Annotated in this window: 19 protein-coding genes; 3 read left to right on the top strand and 16 right to left on the bottom strand. The window is 64.1% G+C overall.

What is annotated here, in order from left to right:
* Positions 1-56: 56 nt before the first annotated feature.
* Positions 57-521, bottom strand: coding sequence for a phage tail protein (locus tag AB4068_RS06420; protein ID WP_441432956.1), 465 nt, complete (start codon positions 519-521; stop codon positions 57-59).
* Positions 522-657: 136 nt separating this feature from the next.
* Here AB4068_RS06420 and AB4068_RS06415 point away from each other — a divergent pair, with 136 nt between their 5' ends.
* Complete coding sequence (locus AB4068_RS06415; RefSeq protein ID WP_441432955.1) at positions 658-2,238, top strand: NCS1 family nucleobase:cation symporter-1; 1,581 nt, start codon at positions 658-660, stop codon at positions 2,236-2,238.
* Positions 2,239-2,241: 3 nt separating this feature from the next.
* Here AB4068_RS06415 and pabB read toward each other — a convergent pair whose 3' ends face one another.
* The 5 genes from pabB to uriH all read right to left on the bottom strand — a co-directional run bounded on the left by pabB (position 2,242) and on the right by uriH (position 8,371).
* The gene (gene pabB / locus AB4068_RS06410) at positions 2,242-4,320 is read right to left on the bottom strand and encodes an aminodeoxychorismate synthase component I (protein ID WP_441432954.1); all 2,079 of its coding nucleotides are present in this window, start codon (positions 4,318-4,320) and stop codon (positions 2,242-2,244) included.
* On the bottom strand, positions 4,317-4,877 hold the full coding sequence (locus tag AB4068_RS06405) for a low molecular weight protein-tyrosine-phosphatase (RefSeq protein ID WP_059389864.1): 561 nt from the start codon (positions 4,875-4,877) through the stop codon (positions 4,317-4,319). Before AB4068_RS06405 ends, pabB begins: the two co-directional genes overlap by 4 nt.
* Before the next feature lie 93 nt (positions 4,878-4,970).
* Entirely contained in the window at positions 4,971-5,915 is a 945-nt protein-coding gene (locus AB4068_RS06400; RefSeq protein ID WP_441432953.1) for a ribokinase, read from the bottom strand.
* Positions 5,912-7,339, bottom strand: coding sequence for a uridine transporter UriT (gene uriT / locus AB4068_RS06395; RefSeq protein ID WP_307054908.1), 1,428 nt, complete (start codon positions 7,337-7,339; stop codon positions 5,912-5,914). Before uriT ends, AB4068_RS06400 begins: the two co-directional genes overlap by 4 nt.
* Positions 7,340-8,371: a uridine-preferring nucleoside hydrolase UriH gene (gene uriH / locus AB4068_RS06390; RefSeq protein ID WP_441432952.1), complete on the bottom strand. Its 1,032-nt coding sequence runs from the start codon at positions 8,369-8,371 to the stop codon at positions 7,340-7,342.
* Between the two features lie 223 nt (positions 8,372-8,594).
* Between uriH and AB4068_RS06385 the strand changes: the two genes are divergently transcribed.
* Positions 8,595-9,605: a LacI family DNA-binding transcriptional regulator gene (locus tag AB4068_RS06385; protein WP_284991307.1), complete on the top strand. Its 1,011-nt coding sequence runs from the start codon at positions 8,595-8,597 to the stop codon at positions 9,603-9,605.
* Positions 9,606-9,769: 164 nt separating this feature from the next.
* Positions 9,770-10,180 (top strand): hypothetical protein, encoded by a 411-nt coding sequence (locus AB4068_RS06380; RefSeq protein ID WP_441432951.1) that lies wholly within the window; start codon positions 9,770-9,772, stop codon positions 10,178-10,180.
* A 242-nt stretch (positions 10,181-10,422) separates the two neighbouring features.
* Here the strand turns inward: AB4068_RS06380 and AB4068_RS06375 are convergent, their stop codons facing one another.
* From AB4068_RS06375 to AB4068_RS06330, 10 genes are all read right to left on the bottom strand, one after another.
* Entirely contained in the window at positions 10,423-11,046 is a 624-nt protein-coding gene (locus tag AB4068_RS06375) for a LysE family transporter (protein WP_306963113.1), read from the bottom strand.
* Positions 11,047-11,111: 65 nt separating this feature from the next.
* Entirely contained in the window at positions 11,112-11,510 is a 399-nt protein-coding gene (locus AB4068_RS06370; protein WP_441432950.1) for a type II toxin-antitoxin system VapC family toxin, read from the bottom strand.
* The gene (locus tag AB4068_RS06365; protein WP_059389870.1) at positions 11,471-11,722 is read right to left on the bottom strand and encodes a type II toxin-antitoxin system Phd/YefM family antitoxin; all 252 of its coding nucleotides are present in this window, start codon (positions 11,720-11,722) and stop codon (positions 11,471-11,473) included. The genes AB4068_RS06370 and AB4068_RS06365 overlap by 40 nt, the downstream gene beginning before the upstream one ends.
* 82 nt (positions 11,723-11,804) lie before the next feature.
* Complete coding sequence (locus tag AB4068_RS06360) at positions 11,805-12,266, bottom strand: hypothetical protein (RefSeq protein ID WP_059389869.1); 462 nt, start codon at positions 12,264-12,266, stop codon at positions 11,805-11,807.
* Positions 12,267-12,314: 48 nt separating this feature from the next.
* The gene (locus tag AB4068_RS06355; protein ID WP_441432949.1) at positions 12,315-13,568 is read right to left on the bottom strand and encodes an RNA polymerase sigma factor; all 1,254 of its coding nucleotides are present in this window, start codon (positions 13,566-13,568) and stop codon (positions 12,315-12,317) included.
* A 3-nt stretch (positions 13,569-13,571) separates the two neighbouring features.
* Positions 13,572-13,931 carry a YciI family protein gene (locus tag AB4068_RS06350; protein ID WP_306963107.1) on the bottom strand — a complete coding sequence of 120 codons (360 nt, stop codon included), beginning with the start codon at positions 13,929-13,931 and terminating at the stop codon, positions 13,572-13,574.
* 123 nt (positions 13,932-14,054) lie between these two features.
* The gene (locus AB4068_RS06345; protein ID WP_306963105.1) at positions 14,055-14,870 is read right to left on the bottom strand and encodes a methyltransferase domain-containing protein; all 816 of its coding nucleotides are present in this window, start codon (positions 14,868-14,870) and stop codon (positions 14,055-14,057) included.
* Positions 14,871-14,921: 51 nt separating this feature from the next.
* Positions 14,922-16,148, bottom strand: coding sequence for a pyridoxal phosphate-dependent aminotransferase (locus AB4068_RS06340; protein WP_441432948.1), 1,227 nt, complete (start codon positions 16,146-16,148; stop codon positions 14,922-14,924).
* A 25-nt stretch (positions 16,149-16,173) separates the two neighbouring features.
* A complete protein-coding gene (locus AB4068_RS06335; protein ID WP_306963100.1) occupies positions 16,174-16,836 on the bottom strand; it encodes a hypothetical protein in 663 nt (220 codons plus the stop codon).
* A 105-nt stretch (positions 16,837-16,941) separates the two neighbouring features.
* Positions 16,942-17,421, bottom strand: a complete 480-nt coding sequence (locus AB4068_RS06330) for a MarR family winged helix-turn-helix transcriptional regulator (protein WP_306963099.1) — start codon at positions 17,419-17,421, stop codon at positions 16,942-16,944.
* Between the last annotated feature and the right edge of the window lie 56 nt (positions 17,422-17,477).

The following is a 17,477-nucleotide window of genomic DNA, read 5'->3' as shown; positions in this document are numbered from 1 at the left end:
CACAATCAGTAGGCTTCCTAAATAGAGTGTGCCCTACTTGGATGCCGTGAGCCGGTTCAGTACTCGCCCTTGATCACGAAGTAGGAGCCGCGGATGACGCCTGCCAGCTTCGACTTCTGGCGAGCGAATTTGAAGCGTGACGCCAGTTCTTCCGGAATCTCCATGCCGTCCGAGAGCTTGAATCCGACAGCCCGCTTCCCGTCGGCCTCGATGCCGTACATAACGTTGACCGACAACCCGGACTCGTAGAAGACGTAGGCCATCCGCAAACCGTCGACGTCGAAGGCGGTTGCTTCCAGCGGGCGGGAGCTGATGACGATGTCACGCTCCTCCTTCAGGATGCGGCTCACGCGCTCGACGACTTCCGGAACCTCGCCGGCAGGGCTCACTGTGAAGACGTGGCCGTACTTGTTCCGGTAGTAGCGGCCCTCGTTGGCGCGCAACCCGGCAAGCGCCTCGGCAACGGGAGACGATTCCAGTCCGATGGTAGAGACATTCTCGAAGTCAACGATGTACGGCATGCACCCTCCTGGTAAGACGTAGTGGGACCAATGCTAGCGCTTGGCGTGCGGGCACTCCCAAGGGGGCTTTCCTTCGCGCCGCAATGGGGCGATTCTGGAATTCCAAGCATGTTTGGAAGCGTTCTTCGGAGGCGTCATGGCGCGGAAAAACGAGTCACCGGCTGTGCAGGCACCGCCCGAGCCGGGAGACGAATACCCTGAGAAAGTCCGGATCCTCGCCGAAGGCCGATTGGTCAGCGACAGGCTGTGGAACGCGGACCTCGCACCGGCCCGGCAACGCAACTGGAGGGTCCGCAGCCTCTTCGCCCTGTGGATGTGCGACGTCCACAGCATCGCCGGTTACACTTTCGCGGCCGGCCTGTTCATCACGGGACTGGTGGGCTGGCAAGTCTTCCTGGCCCTGGTCCTCGGCATTACGCTGGTCTACTTCCTCATGAACTTCGCCGGGACGGCCGGGCAGAAAACGGGCGTACCGTATCCGGTCTTGGCTCGGATGTCCTTCGGCCTGTTCGGCGCCAACCTGGCTGCCCTGATCCGGGCACTCATCGCCATCGCCTGGTACGGCATCCAGACCTGGCTCGCTTCGGAAGCCGTGCTGGTGCTGCTGTTTTCCGTATGGCCCCAGTTGACGTCGCTCGACGGTCCGGACGTGCCGCGCATCCTTGGCCTGACGCCCGTGGGCTGGGCGGCTTTCCTGGTCCTCTGGGCGGTCCAGCTGCTGGTCATCCGGCGCGGCATGGAGACGGTCCGGAAGTTCCAGGATTGGGCGGGCCCTGCAATCTGGGTGGCCATGTTCGCGCTCGCGATCTATATCCTGACGCAAGCGGGCAACAAGTTCAGCCTCTCGATCCCCGGCGTCGCGCCCTTGGACGGCCCGGCAGCCCTGACCCAGTTCTTCTCTGCCATCGCCCTCACAGTCACCTACTTTGCCGCGCTTCTCCTGAACTTTTGCGATTTCTCCCGGTTCGCACCAGACCGGAAGACCATCCTGCGCGGCAACTTCTGGGGCCTGCCCGTGAACTTCATCGCGTTCGCCCTGGTCACAGTGGTGGTCACAGCCGGTGCGGCGTCCTACTTCACCGCAGACCAGTACCGCGGGCAGGACATGTTCAAGGTCATCACCGATCCCGTGGCGATCGTCCAGGCGATCAAGAATCCGTGGATCACCATCATCGCCGCCGTGACGTTCGTGGTGGCCACGATCGGCATCAATGTGGTGGCCAACTTCGTTTCGGCCTCCTACGACCTCGCCAACGTGGCCCCGCACAGGATCGACTTCCGCCGCGGCGGCCTCATCAGCGCTGTGCTCGCAATCGTGATCCTGCCCTGGAACCTCTTCAGCAGTCCCGTAGTGATCGTGTACTTCCTGGGCGGACTCGGCGCGCTTCTCGGTCCGCTGTTCGGGGTCATCTTCACGGACTTCTTCCGCATCCGGCACCAGCGGTGCAAGGTCTCGGACCTGTACCACGAGGACGAGAAAGGCCTCTATTTCTACACCAAGGGCTGGAACCTCAAGGCCATTGCGGCGCTGGTCCCTGCCGCCGCCGTCGCAGGTGTTTTGGCCCTGGTCCCGGCCCTGCAGACATTCCTGCCGGGAGGCTCGGGCCTGGGCCCGTATTCATGGTTCGTGGGGGCCATCCTGGCCAGCCTGATTTACTACACGATCACCCGCAACGATCCCCGGACGGTCCGCGCCCGTACGGAGGAACACGACTGACGCTCAGATAGCGGGAAACTCCGCGCCCAGGGCGGAGAGCACGCCGAACGCCTTGGTCCGGATTTCCTCGTATTCGTCCTGGGGCGTCGAGTCCGCCGTGATGGCGCCCCCGACGCCGAGACTGAGCGTGCGTCCGCCGTTGCCGTCGGGACACATCACCAGGGTCCGGATCACGACGGCGAGATCGGTCGCCGCATTGAGCGAAAAGTACCCGATCGCGCCGGAGTAGACCCCGCGCGGTCCGGACTCCAAGCCGTCAAGGATGTCCATGGTGCTGATCTTCGGGGCGCCCGTCATGGAGCCGGCAGGGAACGCGGCCGCCACGGCCTCGGCCCGCGGTGCTCCAGGCCGCAGCCGGGCGTCGATGGTGCTCACCATCTGGTGCACCGTCGCGTAGCTTTCCACCGCGCACAACCGGCTGACGGTCACCGACCCCGGCACGGCGAAGTGGCTGAGGTCGTTGCGGAGCAAGTCCACGATCATGATGTTCTCGGCACGGTCCTTGAGCGAGGATTCAAGGCCACGCCGCAGCATTTCGTCGATGACCGGATCGTTGGCCCGCGCCCTGGTGCCCTTGATCGGCTCGGCCCGCATGCCGCCGTCGGAAGTAATCCGCAGGAAGCGTTCCGGCGAGGTACTCGCAACCGTCAGGTCACCGAACCGCAAGTAGCTCGCGAACGGCGCCGGGTTGCGCTTGCGCAGCGCGAGGTAGCTCTCCCACGGGTCCAGCCCGGGATCCGGGGCGGTCACCGTGGTGGTCAGGCAGACTTCGTACGTGTTGCCCTCGGCAATCTGGTGCTGGGCCTCGGTGATTTTGCTTTTGTACTCGTCCTCGGTGTCGCGGCTGGAGAACTCAAGCGCCATGGCGGAACTCCCGACGGCGGGATCCCCGGCCGAGTGCCTCGGCGCACTTTCGGGTGCCGACGCCGCGGACAGCACGGACTCACGGGCAAGCCCGAGCCAATCACCGGCGTCGGGAGCGTCGATGGCGAGCAGCCAGACCGCAGCCTCACGGTGGTCGATCACCACGGCCCGTCCGGCGAAAAGCAACGCCGCATCGGGAGTGCCGGCTTGGACATCGCTGCCACCGGTCTCCCGCTTCAGTTCGTAGCCGAGGTACCCCAGCCAACCGAGCGTGAATTCGCAGTCATAGCCTTCCGGTGCCCGCAAAGCCTTGCGGCCCCACACGGTGTCCAGCCAGCGGAAGAAGGGACCTGTGGTCACCGCGGTGGCGCATCCGGCGCTGAGGCGGGTGGTTCCGGAGCTGTGCATCACAGACTGACCGAAGGAGCCGCCGTCGTCCGCGAGGATACTGAAGCGGCTGCGTTCGGCGGCGTTGGAGGAACCGGCGTCGTCGACTGTGCCCCTGTTGGAGGCCGCATTGGAGGAATCGAGCCAGACGGCGTTGGCGGACCGGGCGTAGAGCGCTTGGAACAGGGCTGCGGCGTCCGGCGTGGCATCGATCCGTTCGGCCTTGAGCTGCAATCCGCGGCGTGCCGAGAGCTCGGGAGCCAGCACGGGGGAGAGCGCAGGGAGGTAGTTCAGCGCCTGCAGGGCATCGTCCGGGGCATTGCCGTCTGCCCGATTCAGTACCCTGACGTCAATGTGGTCGAGGACCTGGTCGGTCTCCAGCCATTCGTCCTCCTGCGCTGCCCAGCTGTCCCAGAACGGTTCGTAGCTGCTGCCGTCCCGGGCCATGGCACGGTGCCGGCGGTCGTCGTCGGGAGCGTCCACCCAGACCACGGCGTCCAGCATGGGCCGGGCGGCACTCGCGGCTGCACCGACGCCCTCGACGATGACGATTTCGGCAGGCAGGGTGACGTGGCTGCGGCCGTCGTAATGTTTCTCCCAGTCCCAACTGACCCACTCGGCGGCGTCGCCGCGCCGCAACGGTGCCAAGACCGTGGTGACGTACCGCTCGATACCCGCGGCGAGGCCGTTCCAGCCCGGATAGATATCTTCGAGATGGAACAACGACACCTTGTGATGCATGCGGAGGCGGGCGGCTAGTTCGACGGCGAGAGTGGTCTTTCCCGCGCCGGACCGGCCATCGATGGCGATGATCACGGGTGCTGGGGTCATGAAATAGAGCGTACCTGCTGCGGGTCGTGGTGCTGTCCGTGCTGCCTGGCGGCGAGGGCGTCCCGGGTGTGCGCGACGATCCCGGGGACGGCCGCGCGGATGAGGTCCCAGGTCACGTCGAAATCGTGGTGGCCCCCATACCAAGGATCCTCGATGCCCAGGTCCAGGGTGCTCCGGCCGGCAACGGCTGGGTCGAAACTGCGCAGCATCCGGATCTTGGCGAGGGTTTCCGAATCCGGCGCGGCCTCGTGCAGCCAGCCATAGTGATCCACGTCGAGCGCCAAAATCAGGTCCCGCTCCCGGAACCACTCCTGGCGCCAACTCCTGGCAATGTGGCCTTCGGAGCGGATGCGGTGGGCCGAAAGGACGCGGGCTGCGCGTGGATCGATGGGATGTCCGGCCTCATAGGATGTAGTCCCCGCGGAGTCCACAACAACCGCTCCACCAAGCCCTCCGGCGTCGAACGCTTCAGTCAACATCAGTTGCGCCATGGGTGAGCGGCAGATGTTTCCCGTGCAGACGGTGATGATGCGGTATGGGCTCGACGCTGAGTACATGGAGCAAGCATGGGGGATGCCACCCCGTCTTGGCTAGTCAAAAGGAGGGTGAGATTACAGGATTTGTAAAGTCGCTGGTGGAGGCGTAATGAGTCACGAAATCCGCAAGTGCTCCAGGACTTCCTCGGCGCCGGGGTAGGCGGCCTGGGTGCCCTTCTTGGTAGTGGCGAGCGCTGCGGCAACCGATGCGAACGCCGCGGCTTCCGCCAAGGTGACACCTGCGGCGAGGCGGGCAGCCACGGCGCCGGTGAAGGCGTCCCCCGCACCGGTCGTATCCACGGCACTGACCTTGGTGGGTGCGATGCGCGAGATCTGTTCCCCGGACGCGGCGAGTGAATCCAACACCACCGAGCCATGCGAGCCAAGGGTAACGAGCACCCGCTCCAGCCCCCGCTCCGCGAACTGGCTCCGGACCGGCTCCCACGCGCTCGCGTGCGCGCCCGGATGGGGCATCTCGGCGTCGCCCAGGAACATCGAGGCTTCGTGGGCGTTGACCAGCAGGACATCGCTCAAGGCGGCCAGGCTCTGCGGGATCTCGGCGTACGGCGAGAGGTTCAACAGGACTGTTGCGCCGGCGTCGTGCGCTGTTTTGGCGGCAGCCTCCACGGTCTCAAGGCTGACTTCCAGGCAGAGGCAGAGCACCGCGGCGTCGTCGAAGGCGTCCGCCGGCACGTCCGCCGGGGCGAGCGTTCCGTTGGCGCCGGCCGAAATGATGATGTTGTTCTCACCATTCGCGTCCACCGCGATGACCGCGACGCCGGTGGCATCATCCGCGGAACGGCGGACGCGGGAAACGTCCACGCCGGCCCCTTCCGTGGAGGTGAGCAGCATGTCGCCGTTGGAGTCGTTTCCAACAGCGCCGATCAGGGTCACCGTGCCGCCCAGCTTGCTCGCCGCGACGGCCTGGTTGGCGCTCTTGCCGCCGGGATTGACCGCGAAGCCGTTGCCGTGGACGGTTTCGCCCGGGAGCGGGAGCCGCTCGCAATAGATGGTCAGGTCCGCGTTCAAGGACCCGACGACCACGATCCTGCGGTTCACTTTTCAACCTCGGCTTCGAGCGGCTTGGGGATGAGCAGCGACGCCGCGAAGGCGGCGACCGTGATGGCCAGGCCGACGACAACGACCGTCAAGTACGAGGCCTTGGCGTCGCCGAGCGCCGAGGTGGCCACAAGGACGGCCGGCAACACGAGGAAGCTCAGGCCGGCGCCGAGGTTGAAGGCTCCGGCGTTCATGCCGGGCAGGAAGCCGGGGTTGCCGGCGGGGGAGAGGACAACTCCGAGTCCGTTGAGCATGATGTTGACCGTACCGGCGTACATGATGCCGAGCAAGGCCGTTCCCACGATCATGAGGGGCAGGCTGCTGAGTCCGAGGAACGCGATGACTGCAAGGGCCACGATGCTTCCCAGCATGCCGATGCGCAGGACTTTGGTGTAGCCGAGCACGGGAGCGAGCCGGCCGCTGATCGGTCCGAACACCCAGCCGAGGAGGGCGTACGGCGTGAGGATCATGAGCGACATCTCGGTGGGTCCAACCCCGAATCCCGGGGCCGCAGCCTGGACGTAGGCAGGGACGATGCCGTTGATGACTGCGAAGATACCGGTCATGGCGAGCGTGGTGGTCAGCAGTGGTGCCCAGGTGGAACGCTGGCGAAGGTGGATCGTTTCCACCATGGGCTTCTTGGAGCGCTTCTCGACTGTCCAGAAGGCGGCGAACGCGGCTGCGGCGACCACGATCAGCCCGATGGCCAGCATGAGCGTTCCGGAAGAGAAAGCGCCGACCAGCTTGGATCCCTCGTTCAGGGCTGTCAGGAGTGCGCCCACAGCGATGACAATGAAGAACACGCCAAGCCAGTCCATTCCGGTACCGGCGGCGGGCTTGCTTTCCCCTGCAAGGATGGCGATCAACGCCGTGGCCACGATAGCAAGGCCAACCATGAGCCAGAAGATGCTCCGGAATCCGAAGTGCTCGGCGAAGTAGCCGCCCACGAAGGAGTCGACGCCGGCGACGCCGCCATTGACCGCTGTGATGAGGCCCATGAGGGCTCCGTACTTGCGCGGGTTGTTGACCGCGGAGCGCAGCATGATGAGGCACAGCGGCACGGTGGGACCGCTGACGCCCTGGATGATGCGGCCCACGAAGAGCCAGGTAACGTCGGGCGCCATGGCCGCGATGACCGAGCCGACGGCCATGAGCAGCATCATGCCGAGGAGGATCTTCTTACGGCCGACGATGTCGCTCAGGCGCGGCAGGAAGAGCGAGAACAGGGCTGCGGCCGTGAAGAACCAGGTTTGGGAGAGGCCGATGACCGCCTGGTCCGTGTGGAGCTCGTTGCCCATGGTGACCAGGGCCGGACTGAGCATCGATGCGTTGAGCTGGAACGCCACGCAGGCCGCCAGCAGGGCAACCATGAGGGCGGTGACGTTGCCGCGGTTGGTCTTGGTTTCGTTGATGAGGGTGGTCATTTACTTGGCCTCTCCTGCGATGCCGGCGGCGGCGGGCGTGGCGGCGGTGGTGGCGGCAGCGCCGGTTGCGGGATCGCCGATGCGGACGATCGCGTCGGTGACGAGGTTCCAGAACTTCTCGTGGTCGAGGTCGACCGCGACGGAGGTGTTGCAGTCGGCCGGTGCGGGGGCGCGGAAATCGGCCACAGTCATTCCAAGGGTGAGCTTGCCCTGCAGTTCGATGTCAACGGGTACCTTGCGGGTGGTCATCACGGTGGGGTCGATGACGTAGGCCACGGCGCAGGGATCGTGTACCGGGGGATAGTCAAAGCCCTGGGCGTCCTTATAGGTCTTGGTGAAGAACTCCATCAGTTCCATGACGAACTTGGCAGGCTTGGTGCCCACAGCGGCGATCTTCTCGACTACTTCCGGGGTGGCCAGGGCCTGGTGCGTGAGGTCCAAACCGACCATCACTACGGGCCATTTTTCGTTGAAGACGATGTGCGCGGCCTCGGGGTCGATGATGATGTTGAATTCCGCCACGGCGCTCCAGTTTCCTACGTGGTAGCCGCCGCCCATGAGGACGACTTCCTTGACGCGTTCAACGATGCGCGGCTCCTTGCGGGCGGCCATGGCGATGTTGGTGAGTCCCGCCGTGGGGACCAGGGTCACGGTGCCCGGCTCGTGCGCCATGATCGTCTCGATGATGAGGTCGACGGCGTGGCGCGGGTCCAGCTCGATGGTGGACTGGGGCTGCTCGGGGCCGTCCATACCGGTTTCGCCGTGGATGTCCGGTGCGGTTTCGATGCAGCGGACCAGCGGACGGTCGCAGCCGGCGGCAAAGGGAACACCCGTGATGCCTGCGATGGTGCCCACGGACAGGGCGTTGCGGGTGACCTTCTCGAGGGTCTGGTTGCCGACCACCGTGGTGACGGCGAGCAGTTCGATGTCCGGGTTGCCATGGGCCAGCAGCAGGGCAACGGCGTCGTCATGCCCGGGATCGCAATCCAGGATGATCTTCTTGCGTTCACGGGTCATGGTGTTGGGATCCATGTTCATCTCCACGTCATTGGGGCCTGCCGAGGCAGGGCGCTAAAGCATTCAGGGGAATTCTGGCACTGGCTTGCCGGTCACGTCAAGCGCTTAACGCTGATGGCGTCAAGCGCTTGATGCCTTGCGGCGTGGGAAGGGGCCGATTCCCGGCTACGATCGTTGTATGGAATCCGCGGAACCAGTGCATCGGGCCTTAGGCCGTACGCAGCGCGTCACCGCGGCGATGGTGGCCTCCCTGGCAGGGGTCTCGACTGCCACCGTGTCCCTGGTTGCCAACGGCAAAACGCAGGGCAGGGTCTCCGAGGACAACATTTCGCGGGTCCGCCAGGCCATCGCCGAGCTAGGCTACGTGGTGGATGGCATCGGCAGTTCGTTGGCCAAGGGCGTGAGCTCGATTGTGATCCTTGTGGCGCCGGACATTTCCAACCCCTTTTTCGCCAAGGTCATTGCCGGCGTCCGGGAATCGCTCGGCTCCGAGTACCAGCTGCTGCTTTCCGTGACCGACGCCGGTGAGTTCCCCCGTGCGGAGGACGTCCGGAAGCTCCTGGCCCTTCGCCCTGCCGGCCTGCTGGTGGATGCGCCCAATGCGGCCTTCCTGGAAGACCTTTCCGTCGCCGGGCCGCTGGTCCTTCTCGATGCGCCCGGCCTTGAGGCCTACGCTCCGTCCGTGAACCTCGATGTTGCCCACGGCGCCCGTGAATTGGCCGCGCACCTTGCGGCCTCCGGGCACAAGCGCGTTGCCTATGTGGACAGCGTGACCGGCACGGCCACGTTCGAAGTGCGCCGGGCGGCATTCTTGGATGAGGCACATTCCTGCGGCATTTCCGTTGCCGACGCGCACATCATCAGCACCACCATCGACGTCGGCGCTGCCGCGGCTGCCTTCGCTGCCGCCTGGCCGGACTGGCAGCGAGCCGGGGTCACCGCCGTCGTCTGCGGAACGGACACCCACGCGTACGGCGTGCTTCAGGAAGCCCGCGTGGCCGGGGTCCGGATTCCGGAGGAACTGGCGGTTGCCGGCTTCGACGACCTGCCGTATTCGGCCACGAGCAACCCGAGCCTGACCAGTGTGCACTTGCCGGCCACTCCACTGGGACTCAAGGCCGGCGAACAACTTCGGGGGCTGATGGAAGGCCGTGAACTAGACCAGCCGCAACTGACCCTCGAGAGCTCGCTGGTGGTGCGCGGCTCCACGAGGGCGTCAGCCCTGGGCGTCTTCGGCACGGCTCTCTGAAGAGACTTGGCAGGGGGATTCGTTCGGAAAGCCCGACGGCGGAGCTCCCCTTGTGCATCCGCGTGCGCCCTTTCGTCGAGGTCAATGAGCGACGCGCCGCATCCCACCTCACAGCGGCGGAACTCCTTGACCTGCCGCGACGTCGCCAGAAGGAGCCAGCGCAAATGTTCCATGTGATCCGCCCCGAGGGTGCTGCCCACCTCAACCGGCCGCACGTCGTCGTGCACCGCATGAAGCTCTATGAGGACGAGGTCACTACGGTTGATGGCGTCCCCGTCACCACTGTGGAGCGTACCTGGTTCGACATGGCCGAGATACTGACCGTGGACGAATTGGTGGTCATGGGGGACAGCTGTGTGCGGATACCGCGGGTTGAATTCGAAGGGCGGGACACGCCGCTGTGCACTCTTGGGGATCTTCAGCGAGTGATCGATCGCCATAAGGGAAAGAGAGGGCTGCGCAAAGCAAGAGTAGCCATCCAACTGATCCGGATAGGCTCGGATTCGCCGCAGGAGTCATTGCTCCGCCTGGCGATCACAAGTGGTGCGGGACATCAGCCGATCGGAACGGTATGAGGCGCTGGGTTGGACGGAGGTCCGGATCTCAAAGCGCCACATGGTGAACGATGCGAAAGCTGCGATAGCCAAGGTCCGAGGCGCGCTGGTCCAGGCCGGCTGGCGGCCTGCCCGATCTTAAAATCGATTGCTCCGTAACTGTCGTTCTGAAGGTTCAATACGACAGTTTGGTCCCACGCCGGCGAGGGCCCCGGCCTGAGCTTGCGAAGGCTGGGAGCCGGTGGGGAGCAATCGATTAGTTTCTAGTGGATGGCGGCGAGCAGCACACCCACGGACATGAAAAGCACTCCAAACGTGCGGTTGAGGACTTTTTGGCCGTGCTCGTTGTGCGTGAACCGTTGGAATGAACGGGCCGCCAAGGCGAAGAAGAACCACATGACGCAGATGTCGATGAAAACGATCGTGGTGCTGAGGATCAGATACTGCGGTATCAGCGGCTGCTCGGGACGGATGAATTGGGGCATGAAGGCCAGGAAGAAAACGATCGCCTTGGGGTTGAGCAGGTTGACCCAAACGCCTCGCTGGAACATGGACCAGGCCGGCTCGTTCCGCCGGGCCTCTACTTTTTCCTTGTCCAGGTCCGGCCGGTGCAGGAATTGTCGGATGCCCATGTACACGAGATATGCCGCCCCCGTGTAGCGGATCACGTTGAAGACCACAGGCGAGCTGGAGACCAGAACACCTACCCCGAGCGCAACGATCAGGATGTGCATGATCAGTGCCGCCTGTTGGCCCAGCACTCCCCAGATGGAGCGGCGGAATCCGGAGTTGAGCGAATTGCTCATGGTGGAGATGGCGCCCGCGCCGGGAGTGAAACTGATCAGGGTGCCGGCGCCTACCAGGGCCAGCCAAAGCGAAATTTGCACCAATCCAGCTTATGCCCGCGGGGCGCGCCGCCCGGACGAGCTGATGAGCCTACACGGACGAGCGGTTACCAGAGCGTCTCCACCAACGGGAAGCTATGGAATTCCTGATCGGCCGTGATAACCACCATCGATTCCACGATGGCTTGCGCAGCGATCAGCCTGTCGAACGGGTCTCGATGCTCCCAATCGAGGTGCGCGGCCGCAAGCGCATGGACACTCCGAATGGACAGCTCCTCGTTGCACAGCTCGGCGACATGCCGCGCATAACCCAGAAACAGTCCGTCCAAGCCGGGGAGCTTACCCAGCTTGTGCTTGTAGCCGATCTCGTATGCGCTGGCGGATGATGCCACGAGGCGGTTGTCGAATGACTGGATTGCGCGTCTCGCCTTGGATGAGAGCTTCCTGGGTTCCGTCAGGGCCCAAATCAGGGCATGCGTATCGAGGAGATAAGGGGTGCTTCCCACAGCGTAAGTTCCTCCTCATCCATGGGCTCTAGGAAATTGTCGGGAAGTTGTCCCTTGACGAATCCAAGGCGGCGCTTGGTGGGCCGCTCAATCTTCACGAGCCGTGCGACGGGCTTGCCGGCCTTGGCGATAACCACTTCCTCGCCCCGTTCAACCATGTTGAGGAGCTCAGAAAGGCGGGTCTTTGCCTCCTGAACGTTGTACTGTGCCATGTTGACCAAGTCTAGTTGGTCAACCCAGCCGACGTAAGGCTCGGTGGCACGGTGGATGCTTCTGGGCCACAGCCGACGGCGCTCAGGCACACTTGCCAAACCTCGAATGCACCCAGTGAAGCATCGTTTCCGGGAGATCGTCGCCAAGTACATATTGGTCGAAGTAGGAGTGCGGGCCGTTGGACATGTACCCGTTTTCGTCGAGCCCAAAATGGCCGATCATGTGAAGCCCTTGCCGTGCCGCTGCCTCTGACAAGTGCTTCGCCTCCGCGAGGATTGGCTGTTCATTGAAGTAGTCGTCCTCGGCCCAAATTCCGGCGTGCGCGATCGCAAAATACGTCGAGCCCTCGATATCCAGATCTTCCAGGATGGCGTCCCGGAATGGATTCAAGCTGCCTTCAAAGGACTCCGTGACAACCCGGATGCTTTCCAGCTGCATCTCGGCGTCGAGGCCAATCACGACGAGTCTTGGGTAGAGTTTTTCATCTTGGACTATGAGCGGGCGGGCAAGAATCTGGAGGTCAAAGCCTGCTTGAATGATCATGTGTTGAGGCTATTCGCGGCCGCGGCCCACAGACAGAGACCACTTTGCCTATGTGGACAACTGCCCCAGTTTGGCCGCCTTCACCAGGAGATACTGCCGCTCCTGCAGACTCCCCGTCTTCTTCGCCGCGGCAAGAAAGCACTCCCGGGCGCCCGCAAGCTCGCCGGCCATTTCGAGCAAGTGCCCGCGAACGGCGTCGAGCCTGTGCCAGTCTCCCAGCCCGGCCCCAAGCCCATCCAACAGTTGAAGGGCCGCCCGCGGCCCTTCAACCATGGCCACGGCAACTGCCCGGTTGAGCGCCACAACCGGACTCGGGGCCATGGCTTCGAGGACCGTGTACAACGCCAGGATCTGTGGCCAGTCGGTCTGGTCCGCGGAGGATGCCTCGGCATGGACTGCGGCGATGGCGGCCTGCAGCTGGTAGGGGCCCGGACGGCCGACCCCGAGCACTGTTGACAAGAGTTCAAGGCCCTCGGCGATCTGGGTCGTGTCCCACAGCCGGCGATCCTGTTCCGCGAGCGGCACCAACATCCCGTCCGGGAGGGACCTCGCCCGTCGTCGTGCGTCGGTGAGCAGCATGAGGGCCAGCAACCCGCCCACTTCGAGCTCGCTCGGAAGCAGCCCCCGAAGGAGCCGGGCAAGGCGGATGGCCTCGGCAGTGAGGTCTTCGCGCTGCATGGACGGGCCTGAACTGGCCGCGTAGCCCTCGTTGAAGATCAGGTATAGGACATGGAGTACGACGCCGAGCCGCGCCTGTCGCTCGCCCGTTTCCGGGAGCTCGAAATGGGCTCCGGCCTTCTTGATGCTCTGCTTGGCCCGGCTGATCCTCTGGCCCATGGTGGCCTCAGGGACGAAGAACGCGCTGGCGATTTCCGCCGTCGTGAGCCCTCCGACTGCCCGCAAGGTCAGTGCCAGTTGCGAAGGTGCCGAGAGGGCGGGGTGGCAGCACAGGAACAGGAGGGTGAGGGTGTCTTCCGCTAACCCTTCCGGCTCACTTGTTGAGGAGGGGTCCTCGCCGGGCGGCGGTTCCATGGCCGCCGCGCGTTGTTCTCGAGCCTGCCGGGCACTTTCGCTACGCCAGTAGTCAACCAAACGCCGCGTGGCCACCGTGAGCAGCCACGATCTCGGGTTGTCCGGGACACCGGAGGCCGGCCATTGCAATGCTGCCTCGAGCAGGGCTTCCTGGACGGCATCCTCGCACTCGGCAAATTGGCCGTGCCTGCGGACGAGCACGCCAAGGACCTGCGGCGCCAGCGTGCGCAGCAGGTCCTCGAACGTGGATTCCCGGGAAGGTTCGGCCAAGCGCTAGACCTCCGGCGGCGCGTCCTGGATGCGGCGCAACTCCACAACCGGCGCGTACTTCACGATGCTGGAGCAGATTTCCACGGCCCGTTCCTCGCTGGCGACATCCACTACCCAGTAGCCGATGAGTGATTCCTTGGCCTCGGCGAAGGGCCCATCGGTGGTGATGATCCCGGTGTCCGTCTGCTTGACCAGCTTGGCGGTGCCGGGGTCGGCCAGTCCGGCGTTGAATACCATCTCGCCGGAATCGGTGAGATCTTTGTCGATCTGGATCATGAACCCGATCATTTCCCTGATCCATTCGGGATCCGCGGTCTCCATCATGCCCTCGGCCGAACCAAACATCATGATCATGTATTTCATCTCGAACTCCTTATCAGGGCGCTCCGTGTGGGCGCTTTCGTTCATGGGTCGGAACCACCGGACGGTTTTCGACATGGTTGATGGAAATTCCCGGAAAATGTTTGGCGGGCTGTCCGCGGGCCGTTACGCCCGTGCGATCACTTCCCCGTTCGGGATCAGGAAAAATCCATCATCCGTGGAGCCCCAACGGTGCCATCCGGCGGCGATCCGGGCCAGGTCAGCCTCGTTGGCCAGCCCGTATTCCAGGGCCTGCTCTGCAAAGGCGGAGTGCAGGACGCGCTCGCTCCACACCCGCGACTGCCAACGGCGCTGCTGCGCCGTGGCGTACAGCCAGTTGCTGCTGGAGGGCGCGACGTCGGTGAAGCCCGCCTGCTGCGCCCACGACACAAGCCGCCGCCCGGCGTCGGGCTCTGCTCCGTTCCGTCGGGCGATCTTCTGGTATAGCTCCATCCAGTCGTCGAGCTCACGGACTTCCGGGTACCAGCTCATGCCGTGGAAGTCGGCGTCGCGTACTGCCACGATGGCGCCGGGCTTGGCCACGCGCCGCATCTCGCGCAGCGCGGCCACGGGGTCGGTCAGGTGCTGCAGGACTTGGTGGGCATGGACGAGGTCGAAGGTCTCGTCCTCGAAGTCCAGATCGTAGATGTTGCCCGTCACGAACTCCACGTTTTCCACGCCACGCTCGTCCGCAAGCGTGGCAGCCTGCGCCACGATCTCGGCGGAACGGTCGAGCCCGACGACCTTCGCCGGAGCCACCAGTTCCGCGAAGTCGCAGGTGATGCTCCCAGGCCCGCATCCGACGTCGAGCACTGATGTCCCGGCGGTGAGATGCGGGATGACAAACGCGGCAGAGTTCTCGGCTGTGCGGGAGGCATGGGCGCGTACGACGGACTCGTGATGGCCGTGTGTGTAGACGTCTTCAGGCTTCTGCTCGTTCATAGGGAAACGCTACCCCGATGGAGTGGAAAGCGGGCGGAACTCGGCGTGGCCTTACTCCTGGGGTCGGTTCCGATACGCCGCCAGGAACGTGGCGATCCTGCGCACGGCCTCCTCGATCTCCCGGACAGAGGGCAGGATGACGAAGCGGAAATGGTCCGGGGTTGGCCAGTTGAAGGCCGAGCCGTGGGAGACAAGGATTTTCTGGTCCTGCAGCAAGTCGAGGACGAACTTCTCGTCGCTCTCGATCGGATAGACGTCAGGGTCCAGCCGCGGGAATAAGTACATTGCTCCGGCCGCCGGAACGCAAGTCACTCCGGGGATCGCAGTCAGGAGCTTCAAAGCCAGATCCCGTTGTTCGCGGAGCCGGCCACCTGGCCTGATGAGCTCCTCGATGCTCTGGTAACCGCCCAGGCAGGTCTGGATGGCGTGCTGCGCCGGGACGTTGGAGCACAACCGGAGGGACGCCAGAAGCTCGAGCGCCTCACGATATTCGGCGGTTGCCGCATGCGGGCCGGTCACCGCGACCCAACCGGCCCGGTAGCCGGGCATGCGATAAGCCTTGGAAAGGCCGCTGAAGGTCAGGACGCAGATGTCGTCCGCCACGGATGCCATGTGGATGTGCTGCGCGTCCTCGTAGCGGATCTTCTCGTAGATCTCGTCCGAGAAGAGGACAAGATCGTGCTTGCGTGCAAGCGCCGTGAACTGTTCCAGGATGTGGCGGGGGTATACCGCGCCTGTCGGGTTGTTCGGGTTGATGATGACGATTGCCTTGGTGCGCTTGGTGATCTTGGCCTCGACGTCGGACATGTCCGGCCACCAGTTCTGGCCCTCGTCGCAGAGATAGTGCACCGGTGTGCCGCCCGTGAGGGTCACGGTGGCCGTCCACAGCGGATAGTCCGGCGCGGGGATGAGGACCTCGTCGCCGTTTTCCAGGAAGGCCTGCAGCGTCATGGAGATCAGTTCGCTGACGCCGTTGCCGATGAAGATATCCTCGACGCCGATATTCATCAGGTTCTTGGTCTGGTAGTACTGCGAAATCGCAGTCCGCGCCGTGAAGATGCCCTTGGAGTCGCTGTACCCCTGGGCTCCGCGGAGATGGTGGATCATGTCCACCACCACGGACTCCGGAGCTTCCAGTCCAAACGGCGCGGTGTCCCCAAGATTCATCTTGAGGATTCGGTGCCCTTCGGCCTCCATGGTCTTGGCCGCTTGGAGGATGGGCCCACGGAGTTCATAACGGACGTTTTGTAGTTTGCTGGAGTGCTGCATCGGACGCATGGTTGATCATTTCACGTCCGGGCACTCACTCCCATCGGATGATGACCGGCAGGCTGCTCGTGTTGGCTGAGACTTCGCGTTCAGTGCCGCGGACCGCCACGACAAAGTGCTGGAGATCGTCCGCCGAGGCCAGGACTTCGAAATGGCCGGTGGGATCGCTCACGACGGCGGCTGCGGAGGAATGCGGGCGGATATAAGCCTCAGGGATGCCCTTGTTGTGGATGTCGACCAACCTGCCGTGGATGAGCCGGGCCACCGTGGTGGCGGCAAGCCGGGGTTCAGCGGCCGGCTGCTCGGAAGGCTCGTCGAGGCTTATGCCAATGGGGACGCGGACCAGGAAGCCGAGGCCTTGGCGGATGCCGGCGTCGTATTCGTCGGGCTGGAACTCGCCGCTGGAGACCACTGAGTATTGGGTGTTTTGTTCGATGGCAACGAGGAGCTTCTCCATGTTGTCCAGTTGCATGGGACCATGGCATTCCACGGCCACTTTGAGCTCAAGGTCCAGCAGCGGCCCCTCACGCCTGGAACGGCCCACCCTGTTCATGGCGACGGCGTGCACCGTCACGGGGGCATCGGGGGATTGGCCTATGGGTGGTTCGGAACCGTCATCGAAGCGCACGCGCACGGGCGAGACGGCGTCGGAAAGTATCCCGAGGAGCTCGGTCAGGGATGATCGCACAACACCCACGGTGACACTCCAGTCCACAAAGTGGTCCAGCTAGCCGTTGTGCTCTACGTTACTCCCGCACCGGTCCACGAGTCACCGGGGTTCAGGCATAACTCCATTCGATGGCTAGCTGTTTGGCGTGACATCGTTCCGGGCAGTCATGGTGGCTTCGATGACGCCTTGCATGAAAGCCATCACTATGTGGAGTTCGTCCGGCGAAAGCGCGTCGATGACCGGGGCGATGGCGCTCGCCAGGGGAGAAAACAATTCGCTGCCGGTGGCACGCGCGGAATCGGTCATCTCCAGATGTACCTGACGGCGGTCCTTCTCGCTGCGGCGTCGTGCCAAGTGGCCTGCCCGGTCGAGCCTGTCCACAAGGGCTGTTGTAGCCGGCGAACTCAGGTTGAGTGCCGCCCTGAGCGCTCCGGGAGTCATCGTCTTGCCCTCCCGTGCGGCAGCCACCATGGCTGCCAAGGCATTCAGGTCCGTCCGATGGAGGTGGTGGCGGTTGCTGACGGCCTCCACATACCGCTCCGTCTCGAGCGTGAACTGCTGGAGTAGCCCAAGGAGTACGGCTGCGGACCGGACGTGCTGATTGTCATCCATGAGGCCTCCTTCAGCCTCAAATTATCCCACCGAGATGTCATTGACCAATTATCTCC

Source organism: Arthrobacter sp. 2RAF22 (genome assembly GCF_052115325.1).
Lineage (GTDB): Bacteria > Actinomycetota > Actinomycetes > Actinomycetales > Micrococcaceae > Arthrobacter.
The sequence above is the reverse complement of the archived record's forward strand: the minus strand, read 5'-3'. Positions and strand labels throughout refer to the sequence as shown.

What these genes read in the sequence shown, in the direction of transcription:
- AB4068_RS06420 (WP_441432956.1), bottom strand. Translation starts at nt 521, where the DNA reads ATGCCGTACATCGTTGACTTCGAGAATGTCTCTACCATCGGACTGGAA.
- AB4068_RS06415 (WP_441432955.1), top strand. Translation starts at nt 658, where the DNA reads ATGGCGCGGAAAAACGAGTCACCGGCTGTGCAGGCACCGCCCGAGCCG.
- pabB (WP_441432954.1), bottom strand. Translation starts at nt 4,320, where the DNA reads ATGACCCCAGCACCCGTGATCATCGCCATCGATGGCCGGTCCGGCGCG.
- AB4068_RS06405 (WP_059389864.1), bottom strand. Translation starts at nt 4,877, where the DNA reads ATGTACTCAGCGTCGAGCCCATACCGCATCATCACCGTCTGCACGGGA.
- uriT (WP_307054908.1), bottom strand. Translation starts at nt 7,339, where the DNA reads ATGACCACCCTCATCAACGAAACCAAGACCAACCGCGGCAACGTCACC.
- uriH (WP_441432952.1), bottom strand. Translation starts at nt 8,371, where the DNA reads ATGGATCCCAACACCATGACCCGTGAACGCAAGAAGATCATCCTGGAT.
- AB4068_RS06385 (WP_284991307.1), top strand. Translation starts at nt 8,595, where the DNA reads ATGGTGGCCTCCCTGGCAGGGGTCTCGACTGCCACCGTGTCCCTGGTT.
- AB4068_RS06380 (WP_441432951.1), top strand. Translation starts at nt 9,770, where the DNA reads ATGTTCCATGTGATCCGCCCCGAGGGTGCTGCCCACCTCAACCGGCCG.
- AB4068_RS06365 (WP_059389870.1), bottom strand. Translation starts at nt 11,722, where the DNA reads ATGGCACAGTACAACGTTCAGGAGGCAAAGACCCGCCTTTCTGAGCTC.
- AB4068_RS06360 (WP_059389869.1), bottom strand. Translation starts at nt 12,266, where the DNA reads ATGATCATTCAAGCAGGCTTTGACCTCCAGATTCTTGCCCGCCCGCTC.
- AB4068_RS06350 (WP_306963107.1), bottom strand. Translation starts at nt 13,931, where the DNA reads ATGAAATACATGATCATGATGTTTGGTTCGGCCGAGGGCATGATGGAG.
- AB4068_RS06345 (WP_306963105.1), bottom strand. Translation starts at nt 14,870, where the DNA reads ATGAACGAGCAGAAGCCTGAAGACGTCTACACACACGGCCATCACGAG.
- AB4068_RS06340 (WP_441432948.1), bottom strand. Translation starts at nt 16,148, where the DNA reads ATGCGTCCGATGCAGCACTCCAGCAAACTACAAAACGTCCGTTATGAA.
- AB4068_RS06330 (WP_306963099.1), bottom strand. Translation starts at nt 17,421, where the DNA reads ATGGATGACAATCAGCACGTCCGGTCCGCAGCCGTACTCCTTGGGCTA.